The organism is Paenibacillus amylolyticus (genome assembly GCF_003719335.1).
Classification (GTDB): domain Bacteria; phylum Bacillota; class Bacilli; order Paenibacillales; family Paenibacillaceae; genus Paenibacillus; species Paenibacillus amylolyticus_D.
The window spans coordinates 211,475-223,954 of record NZ_RIAS01000011.1 but is presented as its reverse complement, the minus strand read 5'-3'; the positions used below and the strand labels follow the sequence as shown (position 1 = coordinate 223,954).

Here is a 12,480-nt window from a genome sequence, read left to right as displayed (position 1 = left end):
ATGACTATCTGGTCATGTTGGAACGTCTATCTCCACTCGAAAGGGCTGTTTTTGTGTTACGCGAAGCCTTTGAGCATGACTATTCGGAGATTGCCGGTTGGTTGGGAAAAACGGAGAGCAACTGTCGACAGATTTACAGTCGTGCCAGACGAAACCTACCCGAAAAACTTCCAGCGATAGAGCACGACCACATTGATTGGACAACCAAAGAAGACGTGCTTCGTCGTTTCACGACGGCATTTCTACAACATGACGTTTCAGCTATGCTGGAGCTGCTTACAGATCAGCCTGTATTCACAGCGGATGGCGGCGGTGTAGTACGCACGATTATGCGAACAATGCATGTACACAAGGGGGTGCTCGCCATCCTTACCTCTCCTAGGGTGCTTCGGCCCTTGAGAGAAAGAGAGTGGAAGCCTGCATTCATTAACGGAGAGCCTCAACTCGCTCTGATGAAAGATGGGCAAATTTCAGAAGTACTATGTTTGGAAATGGATCCTTCAGGAAAGCGAATCCATGGCGTGTATCTTATGGTCAATCCACATAAGCTGGAAAGCGTTCAATCATTGAACTGATTATAGTAAAGAAATGTTTACTGTGACCTCTTCAATAAGCGACAGGAGCCTATACAACGGACTGTCGTTTTTTTGTTTTTATATTACTGTTTGATTTAGTTTATCTATCATAAATTTCATTCTCGTGTTGTACATGGTATGATCTAATAGATTTGAAAACTAGTAAATATATACCATAACTGAAGCGTTCATTGAATTCAACACAAGTGAGGTTATATGTTTTGAGAAAACTGAATTATGTGCACATGTTTGTTTTTCTTAGTGCAGTTACGGTTATCACGCTGGGGTTGTATTACATTGCGGCCGATTGGCTGGATCAGCGGTATTTCCGTTTCCTGATCTGGAATTTGTTCTTGGGCTGGATTCCATTTGTATTCTCATCCCTAACCTATGGTTTGGGACGTCTGAAGTGGAAAGGAGCCGCATGGATTGCCGTACCAAGTGCGATGATGTGGCTGTTGTTTTTTCCCAACTCTTCTTATATCGTGACGGATTTATTGCATTTGACGTCAAGGAGCTCAAGGTATTTCTCGGGAAACGGCGCGGCATTCCACTACTGGTATGATCTGATGGTTGTGCTGATGTTTGTGTGGGCAGGGTTGCTGATCGGCTTCCTATCAATGTATCAGATTCAGGAAATCGTCTATGATCGGTTGGGACGTGCGGCATCATGGATATTTGTACTGGGTGGAACAGCTCTTGGAAGTTATGGTGTTTTGCTAGGACGAGTGTATCGTTTGAACAGCTGGGATGCATTGACCAATCGCGAGTTGTTAATCAGGCTGATGCACGAAAGTGTTAGCCGGCCCTCTTTGGCGTTTTGTATGTTCTTTGGAACGTTTCTTCTTACCATCTATCTCACGTTATATTATTTGCTGAATGCGAGAGGGTCTGGACCAGACCAACGAAGTTTACAAACCAATGATAAGAAAGGGTAGGTGCTTCGATATGCTGGATACAGTAAAGATCACGGAAAAAGTCAGAGAGGTTATGGAACAAAAGGATTTTTCGGGTGTTGTGTTGTGCAAACAGAAGGGTGATACTCTTTTTCAGATCGTGCGAGGGTATGCGAACCGTAGTGATGAGCTTCTGAATGATATGAATACACGTTTTGGTATTGCTTCGGGCTGTAAGGTTTTCACAGCTGTAAGTATAGGTCAGTTGATTGAGCAAGGACATTTTACGTTAGATTCCAAATTAAAGGATGTCCTATACCTTCCATTTCCCGAGTGGGATCCGGAGATCACAGTACACCAATTGCTGACTCATACTTCTGGCGTACCGGATTATTTTGATGAAGAAGTGATGGATGATTTTTCAGCGTTGTGGAAAGACAGACCCGTGTACGCGATGCGACAGCTCAGTGATTTTCTGCCCATGTTTCAACATCTGCCAATGAAGTCTGCTCCTGGTGAGAAGTTTCATTATAACAATGCGGCATTTATCGTACTGGGACTCATTGTGGAGCAATACACTGGCATGGCGTTTACCACATACGTGGAGGAACATATTTTTAAACGAGCCGGCATGCAAGATTCAGGTTATTTCCTGACAGATCAGCTTCCGCGTAACACAGCTATTGGATATATCGATGCTGATGACGGGACATGGACTAGTAATATTTTTTCGATCCCCGTTCAAGGTGGAGCAGATGGTGGAGCTTATGTAACTGCACCAGATATGATCCGTTTCTGGGATGCTCTGCTGGGACACAAGTTGTTAGGTGAGGAGATGACACGGCATCTCTTGACACCCTACGCACACGATGAGGACGAGGAATTTTATGGTTTGGGGATATGGCTGGAGTTACGTGAAAAAGAGATATTTAAAACGCATGTCATGGGTTTTGACCCAGGTGTTTCGTTTATGTCTGGCGTATATCCGAAGCAGGGGGTTCAACTTGTGGTTGTATCGAATCAGGAGTCAGGGCCTTATCCTATAACGTTGGCTGTAGAGGAAGCAATGGTGTAAAAGGAGTGGTGAGGCAGAATAATTTGGGATCGTAGACAATTACCTAGAAACGGACAGAAGGGAAAACGCCGTAGCGAGCTAATTCTCAAGATTGAGTTACCCTTGCCTGTCCGCTTAACGATCACGCAATCCAGGCAAGGGTTTAGGTTTGCAATATTTCTCTTGGAATTATTGTAAATTCAACTGGACAAGTGAGCTAGCTTCCACAATTCAGGCAGAATGAATCTGGGGAATACGTCGATGGGCGGCTTTTCCTTCTTGCGTTTGTCATTGGTTAACACGGTCACAAGTTCCAACTCGGGAACAATATATACATACTGGCCACCGAATCCTCTCGCATAGTAATAGCTCAGTGGTTCGTGATTCATTTGTTCAGCAGGCTGGGATGGCGAGTTATCGTCAAGATGTTGACCTGCATATTGGTCCACCCACCAGTGCCAACCGTAGCTGCCATGGTTTTGCGGAGAAACTGTGATGAAGGGCTGCGTTGAACGTTTGACAAGTTGGTTGGAAATAAGCTGTTTTCCTTCCCATTTCCCTTCCTGAAGGTAGAGTTGCCCGAATTTGAGCAGGTCGGATGGCAGCAGCCTCAGGCCAAAACCACCTGTGTGTACACCTTGGGGATCTTGCTCCCATTCATAATCTTGAATGCCCAGTGGGCCAAATAAATAACTCTCAGCATACGCTGCCACACTCATGCCTACATGTTGCATTAATATTGAAGATAGAATCTGGGAAACTCCCGAATTGTATTCCATATGTGTGCCAGGTTCATGTCGCAAACGCTGTTCTAAAGCGAAGTTGACCCAATGATCCGTCCGTGTCATCCGTGGAAACGAATTTTGTCCGCCAAACTCGTCCCAGTTAAATCCGGCAGTCATCGTAAGCAGCTGCTCCAAGGTAATCGCTGGTTTACGTGGGTCAGGATCAGAAACGAGTTCCGGGAAAAAGGTAGATAATGGCGTGCCTGCCTCGGGCAGTAGCCCTTGATCCATGGCGATACAGATGAGCGCAGAGATGATGCTCTTGGTACATGAATTAATTTTAGCGATATGTGTCTCAGCCTGTACATTCCGGTAGTGCTTGTAAACGATCTCCCCGCGTACACTGACCAGACAGCTTCTAAGATCCAGCGGTGGAATGATATGTTGCAATGTATGATGAAGGTTTGAGGAATTCATAGTGTCCTTTCTGTGCTCGTTGTGTATTTAGTATGTAGATTCCAAAGGGTTGCCCACTATGTTAGCATATTCATTTGTGTAGCTCAACAAACATGAATTTCAATATTATCATTGCAGAGGAGGCCAACCTTATGTACAAAATCGGTAATCAAGGCACGTTCAAAACGTTGCCTGATCCAGCCCTCGCAATCTATCAAGGGGATGTTACCCGCGTTGAAACCTATATAGAGCAAGGCATGGACTTGGAAGAAAAGATAGCATTAAGCTCAAACATTACGCTTCGTCCGCTTGACCTGGCATTGATCTGCAATCAGTCTAAGGTTGTCAGACTTCTTGTGGAGCGAGGAGCCGAGATCAATGCCAAAGACCATCCAGCCATTTTATATGCTGCGCGCTACTGTGGAGCAGATGTGATTCGTTATTTAGTTGAGCAAGGATCAAAATTGAACGGAGTAAGCCGGTTAAAATCGAGTGCATACGACGAGGCATATTACGGGAACAAAAAGAATATTTCGGTGCTGAACGAGCTTGGGCTGGACCTTCGAAAATATGGCGGCAAAACGTTAAGGAAAGCGGTATCGGATCATGATATGAAAACGGTTCAATACCTGCTGAATGAGGGTGTGGACATCAACTACAATGAGCCGGATATGGTCTATCCGTATAAGGCGACACCGCTTACCGTAGCTACACGCCAGAACAGTATGCGAATGGTCAAATTTTTGGTGGAACAAGGTGCGGATGTAACGTTGCAGGAGAAAGATGGGGAGCGGGCCTATACGATTGCGGTCAGTCAGAAAAATAGTGAAATGGCTGAATATTTGAAATCACACGAGCCTGAGGAGTTCCATAATCTGAGCAATAAACTGCATGCATTAAAATCATACAAACTTCCCGAAACGTTAATCCGTTTTTTGACCGAAGGTTCACGCCGAATGGACCTGCCGAGCTGTCCCGCTGGCGTTGGTTATATTGAATTCTTTTCGTTGACAGATACGGTGGAGATGAAGATGGGCAGGCAGAAGCTGCTTCGTTTATCCTCTGATCTGGATCAGTACTCTCATATGCTCATCGTCTGGAATCCAAGCAAAAAGATGATAGGATATGCCGATATCGAACATCAGGAACAGGGCACACTATGCACATTCGAACAATTCCTGGACGAGCCTGAGGTTTACATCGAACGTCTTTTGAATTAGATAGAGTGGTGAGTTCATTTATTTAACCTTTTGCATAACGCGGCTGCGCTTGCAAGAGGTTTTTGATTTTTCCTCCCACAGATGCCTAAATAGGAAAAATATCTCATGAAATATGAACTATACTAGTGCGTAAGCAGGTTAGAAATGGTAAAATAGCAATGCCTAAACATGAAAAAACGCGATAATTGACGAATATTAGTATATCTTATGATTCGTGTTGAGTGGAATCATAGTTGTTCGAATCTAGTATTTTAATCTAAAGTGAGGAATAGAATATGGCTATTATTGATGTAATCAAGTATGACGGTTCACCTGACGTATTTGCCTGGAAACATCCGGAGACTGAATTGGGAACTTGGACTCAGTTAATTGTAAATCAATCTCAACAGGCTATACTCTTTAAGGATGGAAGGGCCCTTGATCTGTTCGGGCCAGGCAGGCATACGTTAAGTACAGCGAATATCCCGATACTAAACCGACTTATTAACCTTCCATTCGGAGGAAAGTCTCCTTTTGCGGCAGAAGTCTGGTATGTGAATCAAGTAAGTGCTATGGACGTCAAGTGGGGAACTGCCAATCCGATTCAGGTTCAGGATCCTAAGTATAATATAATTGTGCCTGTTAGAGCTTTTGGACAAATGGGCATGAAAATTTCAGATTCACGAAAATTTTTAGTCAAACTTGTAGGAACACTGCCAGAGTTTAATCAGCTCAATATGGTGAATTACTTCCGTGGATTAATTACGATGAATATCAATTCGATGCTATCTTCCTATTTAATACATAGAAAAGTAAGTGTGTTAGAAATCAATGCTTATATCGCTGAAATATCACGACACTTTGCAGACAACGTAGCTTCTACATTTGACGAGTTTGGAATCGAACTTATCAATCTATACATTCATAATGTCAATTTGCCCGAAGAAGACCCATCGGTCATTCGATTACGGGAAGCGCTCGCTCGCAAGGCGGAAATGGATATCATTGGATACACCTATCAGCAGGAACGTTCATTCGACACGCTTGAAGGTGCAGCCAAGAATGAAGGAAGTATGCAGTCTGATATTATGGGCGCAGGTCTTGGCATGGGTATGGGCGTTGGTTTGGGAGGTTCGTTTAGTAGCGGAATGTCTCAAATGTCCAAAGTGATGTCTACATCAACAGAAACGTCTGCCGTACGCTTGTGCGGGCATTGTCAACATCCGAATCAGGAACACAGCTCTTTTTGCAGTAAATGCGGCAAATCATTAGCTGAAAAATCCGCAACGACGGACTGTAATCATTGTGGTCACACGATGGAGAAAGGCACCAAATTTTGTCCGAACTGCGGTGACAAATATTATGCTTGTCCTTCATGTGGGGCTGATAATGCGGAGAATGCGTCTGAATGCGTGAAGTGTCACGAACCGATGCCAAGGCCATGTCCAAATTGCAATCATATGAATGGGCCGCACACCAAATTTTGTGGAAACTGTGGTACAGGTTTAACGTTGAAGTGTAGTCAATGTCAACATGAAGTACAACCTGGTCAGAAATTCTGTCTCGATTGCGGAAATAATCTGCAAGAAGGGGGGCAGGCTTAGTGATGGCGAAACGGAGCAACGTTTTTATTCTAGATGTAATCTATCTCGTCTGTTTAATTTTAAGTTCGGTCATCTCATTTACGATGTTTAGCAACGATATTCTATCATTCCCCTTCTGGATCAATCTTGCCGCATCGTATGTTGCGATGACGACTTTGTGGTTTTATGTGCGTCATGTGATGCAAAATATGGATCGCTTTAAACGCTTTGTCCCAGGTTACACGGCTATAGGCATTGTATTAAGCATTTATCTGGGGTGTGTCATTTTTTATGCGTTATTCGTAGGTTTCGCAGATCATGCACTGCGCTGGTTTGTTTTGCTACATGTAATCACTGCGGCTCTTACTTTCATTTTGTGCGCTATTTTAATGATCTATATTCGATCAGGAAGTGAGCATGAAGCCAACCAACAATTGAATATTGCTGACTGGAAATCGATTGAGAACGCCATGTATCAGTTGCTTAATATGATGGATAAGTATCCATTGTTGAATGTGGAAAAGGACAGGAAGTCAGTAGAAGCCATCATTGAGCTGGTTAAATATAGCGATCCAATCGCACCAGCTGGCGTGCAGTATAATGATCGTCAGATTCTTATAGATATTGAATTGTTGAAAGAAGAACTGTCTACTCAGTATGAGGCAGGAGAAGTAGGGAATAGTGAACGTGTGGCTATGCAATTATCCCGATTGATGTCTCGTCTAAAAGAAAGAAATCAACAGATTCTTTCGCTCAAATCTTAACCATGTTTTAGGGGGAGAAGCAAGTGAAGAGGTTTTTTGGAATTATTTTAATCATAATCTCGTTTATAACCATTCTATTCTCATTAATGATGATGGCGGATGAAGCGGGTCTAGCCGTTTTTAGTTTAATAGTACTTTTTACTCCTGGTGTTATTGTATTGGTTACGGGAATAAAAATGTGCGGTCGACCTAAATCTCGTTCTAAATCGGCTCGTAATGATCCATATGCAGCAAATCAACAAGAACAAATTAAGGATATGCATCCTAAAGGTAACTACAACGAATCGAATAAACCGGTATCCGTTCATTGCTCAGGATGTGGGGCCAAAGTGGAGGTTTATCCAAATCTGTCGGCAAATTGTGAGTATTGTGGGACAACGGTGAGAATTTCGTAGTTTCACTGACTTGCTAGAAGCTTATGAGTGAGGACTTGTGATAGATTAATTGAGTGTGTATAACGTGTTCTTTGGAGGAATTATCATGATCAGAGCGTTTTTTGGATTGTTTTTTTTGATCGGTGCAATTGGTATACCCTTTGGCTTTTTTAATGCAGGTTATCACAAACAAATTATAAGTGAACCTTTTATCTTCATTGAGCTCTCCGTATTTGAATTTATTTTTATATTTTCAGCGATTAAATTACTCCAAAGAAAAAAGGTTCCTCAAAAACAATTTTATGGCGGGGACTATGAGAGTGATTCAGACCCGGCAACAGAAAATGCTTATCGACCCCAAGAAATTGGGAATGGTTACTCAAGTTACAATAGTAATACGGTGATTCATACAAATAACCAATCATTTAGCTACACAGAGATAAATATAAACAGTGACAAGTATGATAAAGAAGATGGAGAAAAGCTGGAGGAAAAGGTTGAAAAAGCACCAAGACAAGTTTCAGTGACATGCTCGGGGTGTGGGGCTAAGGTAAAGGTTTATCGGAAACAGTTCACGGATTGTGAGTATTGTGGAACAACGGTTGAGGCTTCATAAATCAGTAGAATAAATTTAAGGAAAACCACAGCTTCTTCCCTTTGAATAGGGGATAGGCTGTGGTCTTCTTTTTGTACAAAAATAAAGGCTATAAGGGATAATTTTTCTCAATTCAATGCCATAGCTTGATTGCAGTATTATCTCATGATTTCCCAGCATACAGTACAACAACGAGATGTTTGCCCAAGGAGGAGAATATTACTGATGATCAATCCGATCTTGAAATCCCCCAATGTTCCGCTGGCCGCGGATTCCAATGCTGTGGTAAATTACCAGAGAGATCCAAACAACTACGTCACTCAATTATTTGGAGAGCAGTTGCCAACGATTGAAAATGGTTTTTTTAATGTCTATCTGAGTAAAGGGATTATTGTGCAGCCCCACTGGCACCCCAATGTAACCGAGATGGTCGTCGTAATCAGCGGTGAGATTACAGCATCCGTGTTTAATCCGTTCACACGTGAACGGATAACGTATCGTTTGAAGCCGGGGCAAGTGGTTGTTTTTCCAAAAGGCTGGTTTCATTGGTTTGTTGCGGAGACCGATGGCGTATATGTGCTGACCATATTTGATCAACCGACACCGGATATTGTATTTGGGGCAGATTTTCTTGCGGCTACACCGCCGGAGGTTGCTCACCGCGCATATTGTCTGGATGAAGAAGCTTATGCCAAAGCGGTTGCATCCATCCAGAATGATGCCATTCTTGGCCCTAATATTGGTTGTGGAACAGACGTTTCGGATACCTCCATTCAAGCTTCCAAAGCTTCCAAGGCGCCAAGGGAATAATGGTAACCGAAATAATCAAGGATTTAGCCTGAATGAACGGAAGATCATTCCCAACCTGCAACTGCGTATATTCGGTTGCAGGTTTTACTTTTGCGTAAGTTGACGCCATTCACCCTCTCTCTGTTACTATAGGAGTAACACCAATGAAAATGGAGGATTCTTCTATGACTATTGCTAAAAATGAGTGGCTGGAAATAGCATTAAGTTATGCACCAGTAATCATGTTTGATCAGAATGAACCTTTTTATCCGGATTTCGTTGGCGTGTCCGTGCTTGAGCATTCTGGGCCGTCTCCATCATTTCGTAGAGAGTTACAGTTTCCTTCTGAAGCAGTAAAGTATGTTATCGAATATGCGATATGGTGGGATTATGAGATCGGACATCTCTATGAGATGGAGCATGTATGGGTGTATGTGGGACATAATGGAGAAGTGGTAGACTGTGAAGCAAGCTTTCATGGGAGAGTATTAAGAGGGCTGTTAAAAGATAGAGTTAATCTGGTTAGTCATCATGTGTGCCTGTACTCCCAGCCGGGGAAACACGCCTTTTCACCATTACCGGTTGTATTTGAATTGTTACCCAATCTGTATAGTGCAGCAGGCGTTGAGGCGGGATGTGATGGCTTGCTTGTAAATGAGATGTTTGAACCGTTTTTTCAAACCAATGAACAAATCGATGCGCGTGTTAAAAAACATCTGCAAACCAAAGCATTTGTCCCCTCCATGCAGTTTGAAGAGTATCTGTTGAAACCGGAGGTGTTTATGACATGGAACGAGTTGTTTGAACTTATTCCACAGCGAATCAAGGACCGTCTGACAGAGCTGGATCAGATGGAAGAATATGCATAAATATAAGTTCGATTGATTCTGAGACAGCTGAAAACTGCATATGAATCTAGAAAACAATCAAACTCATGTATAGTGAATTTGATTGTTTTTTTATAGTTCAATTGAATCATATTATTGATTTTATTATTAGTCTTAAGTCGTATTATTAGAAATTTTGAGCAGGTGATTCCGACTATCTCTGTTGATTATTCATATGAATTGGTCGAAAGGACTATGAACTAACATATAGGTCCAAGTAAAAAAATAAACATTGGTATTACTTTCCTATGAAAAGAGATATGTATAAAAACATAGATATAAATTTCGTTAATATGAAAAATTTTTTAATTAATTTTAGATTGTTAGTATTTATTTAAATAAAAACAAGTGCTTTATTAATCATAAAAATTTTACATAGAAACGAAATTTTACAAAAAAGAAATTTATCTATTCAGTTTTCTAATATTTCTGTCGAAATACATCGTATGTTGTCTAGAGAGTGATCCATAGAATGGATTAGCAAACTTAATTTACATAACTGGACACGAAGAAACTTAGGGGGAGATCAAATGAAGTGGTTCGGCAACTTGAAAACAGCAACAAAGATTATCTCAGCATTTTTGGTTGTATCTCTGATTCTTGCGATCCTTGGAGTGTACTCAATTGCTACACTAAGAAGCACGAATGAACACATGAAAGAAATGTACAACAACAATCTGATGTCGGTAAAAGACTTGAGCGGTGCCCAAATGAATTACCAGAGAATGCGGGTTAACATTCGTGATCTTAACTTTGAAAAGAGTGCCGCAGAGCAAAATCGTATCGTCGATAATATTAATAACATTAAAGCAAGCATTCAGAATCAAATTGATGGATACCGTCCTCTGGCAACTACCCCCGAAGAAAGCGAGCTCCTTAGCAAATTCGATACACAGTACTCCAATTACATGCGGATCTTTGAGCAAGGTATAGAACTGGCAAAAAGCGATGATGATCAAGGATTTATCGTTTTCTTGAAAGATACACTCAAACCGCCTGGTGATGAAGCCCTCGCTACGATGGGTGGTCTGGTGGATCTGAACGTGAAACTGGCGGGAGAGAACAATATGAAGTCTGAGGCAGCTTACACAAGTGCATTCACAGTTACCGTTGTTTTGGTCATTGGCTCTATTATTTTTAGCATTATCATTGGATTTGTGATCTCTCGCTCCATCTCCAGACCTCTTATGGCTATGCTTGGGTTGGCTACAGAAGTTTCTAACGGAAACTTGACCCTCAAGTCTGATATCTCCTCAAAAGATGAGGTTGGTCAACTTGCTTCTGCACTTAACCGCATGGTGGATAATCTTAGAGAATTAATCAATAACATTGTCATGAATTCACAGAGCGTTGCGGCATCGTCTGAGCAAATCTCGGCAAGTACACAGGAAATCGCAAGTACGAGCACAAGTCAGTCCGGTGAAGCAGCGAACATCTCCGAATTGTTTAAGGAGTTGTCTCTCGCGATCAACTCTGTAGCTGCAAGTGCTGAAGAAGCTGCCGAATTGTCCAATGATACGGTGAAAACAGCACGTGCAGGTGGCCATGTTGTACAAACTTCACTGGAAGGTATGCAAGCTGTGAATATGAAAATGGCGAAGCTCGAAGAAGATTCACGCAAAATTGGCGACATTATCGAAGTCATTGACGACATCGCTGAACAGACGAACCTGCTTGCGTTAAATGCAGCGATTGAAGCAGCTCGTGCAGGAGAACAAGGAAGAGGATTTGCTGTTGTAGCTGATGAAGTTCGTAAGCTTGCCGAACGTAGTGGTGAAGCGACCAAAGAAATCACAACGATCATCAAAGTGATGCAGGAGAATACGAGACAAAGTGTGCAAGCCGTTTCGGATAGTGTGGAGCAATCATCCAAAACAGGACAAGCCTTTGATCAGATCATTGAGATGGTCAACAATTCTTCTCAGAAAGTCAATGAAATTGCGGCTGCTTGTGAGGAAGAGGCGGCACAAGCTGCTGAGGTAATGAGCTCGGTAGAGTCGATTTCCGCATCCAGTGAGGAATCTGCGGCAGCATCCGAAGAGACGGCAGCAACCTGTCAATCGCTCGCACACCTTGCTGAAGAGTTGGCAAATTCTGCGGCGGCTTTCAAAACACAGTCATAATAACGAATTGAGGGTGAAACGATGTCTTCACTTCAGAAAGAACAATATATCGAATTATCTGTCGGCGCAGAAACCTGTGCTATTCGAATCGAAGAAATTCATGAAATTATAAAAATGCAAAGCATTACAGATATTCCGTTTAGTCGCACCGAAATTAAAGGGGTTATGAACCTGCGTGGTAAAGTCGTCTGCGTTATGAGCCTTCGCAACTTGCTCGGCATGGCAGATGAAGCGGATACTCGGGCGACCCGAATTATTGTAGTGCGTTATCAGGATGAATATATCGGTTTGATTGTAGATCGAGTCAGCAAAGTCACAACTTATTCGGAAATACACCCGCCTTCTGGCGGTCACGGACGTCATCTCGAAACATTTTTTCAGGGCGTTGGGCAACAGGGAGAGAATCTGGTAGGTATTTTGAAGCTGGATGAAATATTGGGCGGTTAGGGGGAATGCACCA

At 42.5% G+C, this 12,480-nt stretch carries 13 protein-coding genes; 12 read left to right on the top strand and 1 reads right to left on the bottom strand.

Annotated elements, in window-relative coordinates; translation table 11 throughout:
• The 3 genes from EC604_RS19860 to EC604_RS19850 all read left to right on the top strand — a co-directional run.
• On the top strand, positions 1-575 hold a 575-nt coding region (locus EC604_RS19860; protein WP_275670046.1), incomplete at its 5' end, for a sigma factor-like helix-turn-helix DNA-binding protein.
• 221 nt (positions 576-796) lie between these two features.
• Positions 797-1,513, top strand: a complete 717-nt coding sequence (locus EC604_RS19855; RefSeq protein WP_123065818.1) for a DUF1361 domain-containing protein — start codon at positions 797-799, stop codon at positions 1,511-1,513.
• A gap of 10 nt (positions 1,514-1,523) precedes the next feature.
• Complete coding sequence (locus EC604_RS19850) at positions 1,524-2,546, top strand: serine hydrolase domain-containing protein (protein WP_123065817.1); 1,023 nt, start codon at positions 1,524-1,526, stop codon at positions 2,544-2,546.
• A 179-nt stretch (positions 2,547-2,725) separates the two neighbouring features.
• Here the strand turns inward: EC604_RS19850 and EC604_RS19845 are convergent, their stop codons facing one another.
• Positions 2,726-3,727: a serine hydrolase domain-containing protein gene (locus EC604_RS19845; RefSeq protein WP_123065816.1), complete on the bottom strand. Its 1,002-nt coding sequence runs from the start codon at positions 3,725-3,727 to the stop codon at positions 2,726-2,728.
• Between the two features lie 131 nt (positions 3,728-3,858).
• Between EC604_RS19845 and EC604_RS19840 the strand changes: the two genes are divergently transcribed.
• The 9 genes from EC604_RS19840 to EC604_RS19800 all read left to right on the top strand — a co-directional run bounded on the left by EC604_RS19840 (position 3,859) and on the right by EC604_RS19800 (position 12,467).
• Positions 3,859-4,926, top strand: a complete 1,068-nt coding sequence (locus EC604_RS19840; RefSeq protein ID WP_123065815.1) for an ankyrin repeat domain-containing protein — start codon at positions 3,859-3,861, stop codon at positions 4,924-4,926.
• A 275-nt stretch (positions 4,927-5,201) separates the two neighbouring features.
• Positions 5,202-6,509 carry an SPFH domain-containing protein gene (locus EC604_RS19835; protein WP_123065814.1) on the top strand — a complete coding sequence of 436 codons (1,308 nt, stop codon included), beginning with the start codon at positions 5,202-5,204 and terminating at the stop codon, positions 6,507-6,509.
• A 2-nt stretch (positions 6,510-6,511) separates the two neighbouring features.
• Positions 6,512-7,252 carry a hypothetical protein gene (locus tag EC604_RS19830; RefSeq protein ID WP_123065813.1) on the top strand — a complete coding sequence of 247 codons (741 nt, stop codon included), beginning with the start codon at positions 6,512-6,514 and terminating at the stop codon, positions 7,250-7,252.
• A 23-nt stretch (positions 7,253-7,275) separates the two neighbouring features.
• Positions 7,276-7,647, top strand: coding sequence for a hypothetical protein (locus tag EC604_RS19825; RefSeq protein WP_123065812.1), 372 nt, complete (start codon positions 7,276-7,278; stop codon positions 7,645-7,647).
• Positions 7,648-7,732: 85 nt separating this feature from the next.
• A complete protein-coding gene (locus tag EC604_RS19820; RefSeq protein WP_123065811.1) occupies positions 7,733-8,242 on the top strand; it encodes a hypothetical protein in 510 nt (169 codons plus the stop codon).
• A gap of 204 nt (positions 8,243-8,446) precedes the next feature.
• Positions 8,447-9,031: a cupin domain-containing protein gene (locus EC604_RS19815; protein WP_123065810.1), complete on the top strand. Its 585-nt coding sequence runs from the start codon at positions 8,447-8,449 to the stop codon at positions 9,029-9,031.
• A 164-nt stretch (positions 9,032-9,195) separates the two neighbouring features.
• Positions 9,196-9,879 carry a hypothetical protein gene (locus tag EC604_RS19810; RefSeq protein WP_123065827.1) on the top strand — a complete coding sequence of 228 codons (684 nt, stop codon included), beginning with the start codon at positions 9,196-9,198 and terminating at the stop codon, positions 9,877-9,879.
• Positions 9,880-10,427: 548 nt separating this feature from the next.
• The gene (locus EC604_RS19805) at positions 10,428-12,020 is read left to right on the top strand and encodes a methyl-accepting chemotaxis protein (RefSeq protein WP_123065809.1); all 1,593 of its coding nucleotides are present in this window, start codon (positions 10,428-10,430) and stop codon (positions 12,018-12,020) included.
• A gap of 21 nt (positions 12,021-12,041) precedes the next feature.
• Positions 12,042-12,467, top strand: coding sequence for a chemotaxis protein CheW (locus EC604_RS19800; RefSeq protein ID WP_123065808.1), 426 nt, complete (start codon positions 12,042-12,044; stop codon positions 12,465-12,467).
• The last annotated feature ends 13 nt before the right edge of the window (positions 12,468-12,480 follow it).

Bases quoted from the DNA above. Each gene is read 5' to 3' on its own strand.
- EC604_RS19850 (WP_123065817.1), top strand. From the start codon at position 1,524: ATGCTGGATACAGTAAAGATCACGGAAAAAGTCAGAGAGGTTATGGAA.
- EC604_RS19845 (WP_123065816.1), bottom strand. From the start codon at position 3,727: ATGAATTCCTCAAACCTTCATCATACATTGCAACATATCATTCCACCG.
- EC604_RS19840 (WP_123065815.1), top strand. From the start codon at position 3,859: ATGTACAAAATCGGTAATCAAGGCACGTTCAAAACGTTGCCTGATCCA.
- EC604_RS19835 (WP_123065814.1), top strand. From the start codon at position 5,202: ATGGCTATTATTGATGTAATCAAGTATGACGGTTCACCTGACGTATTT.
- EC604_RS19830 (WP_123065813.1), top strand. From the start codon at position 6,512: ATGGCGAAACGGAGCAACGTTTTTATTCTAGATGTAATCTATCTCGTC.
- EC604_RS19820 (WP_123065811.1), top strand. From the start codon at position 7,733: ATGATCAGAGCGTTTTTTGGATTGTTTTTTTTGATCGGTGCAATTGGT.
- EC604_RS19815 (WP_123065810.1), top strand. From the start codon at position 8,447: ATGATCAATCCGATCTTGAAATCCCCCAATGTTCCGCTGGCCGCGGAT.
- EC604_RS19810 (WP_123065827.1), top strand. From the start codon at position 9,196: ATGACTATTGCTAAAAATGAGTGGCTGGAAATAGCATTAAGTTATGCA.
- EC604_RS19805 (WP_123065809.1), top strand. From the start codon at position 10,428: ATGAAGTGGTTCGGCAACTTGAAAACAGCAACAAAGATTATCTCAGCA.
- EC604_RS19800 (WP_123065808.1), top strand. From the start codon at position 12,042: ATGTCTTCACTTCAGAAAGAACAATATATCGAATTATCTGTCGGCGCA.